The sequence below is a fragment of the Streptomyces rubellus genome, assembly GCF_036323805.1.
In the GTDB taxonomy this organism is placed as follows: Bacteria; Actinomycetota; Actinomycetes; order Streptomycetales; family Streptomycetaceae; genus Streptomyces.
In genome coordinates this window covers 1-467 of sequence record NZ_JAZDCX010000077.1, presented here as the reverse complement: position 1 = coordinate 467, position 467 = coordinate 1, and the positions used below count along the sequence as shown (strand labels likewise).

The window sequence follows — 467 nt, the reverse complement described above, 5'->3', positions numbered from 1 at the left end:
CGGCCTTCGCGGCAGCACCGTTCGGCAGGAAGCCGCCGGGCGTGTCCGGGTCGGCCTCGGATGCCGGGCTCTTGGTCATGCCCGCCGTGTTCAGTCGCTCGTGCGCGATCACGTCGTGGTCGGCGACGAGCGCGCGGGCGGTCTTGTGGTGGAAGTCGGCGCGCTGACGGCGGATCTTGCCGTGCAGTTTGGCGACCTTCCGGGCCGCTGCCCGGTGGCGCTTGGTGCGCTGCCGGGTCCGCTTGGGGAACGTGGCGAGGTGCCGCTGCGCCTCGGCCAGCTCGTCGGCCATCGTGTCAAGGAAGCGCGGGTTGGCGAGGTGTTCGCCGCCGGAGGTGGTCAGGAAGTGGACGGTGCCCATGTCGATACCGACACTTCTCCCGGTGGGCGGCAGCTCCTGGGCGGGCACCTGGTCGCAGGCGAGGACGGCGTACCAGCGGTTCCCCTCCCGCTTCACGCTGATCGTC

Annotated in this window: 1 protein-coding gene; it reads right to left on the bottom strand. The window is 71.3% G+C overall.

Annotated features, from left to right (window positions below; genetic code table 11):
- A partial coding sequence (locus V1L54_RS29315; protein ID WP_330121192.1) for an RNA-guided endonuclease InsQ/TnpB family protein occupies nucleotides 1-457 on the bottom strand: 457 nt, incomplete at its 3' end.
- Nucleotides 458-467 lie beyond the last annotated feature (10 nt).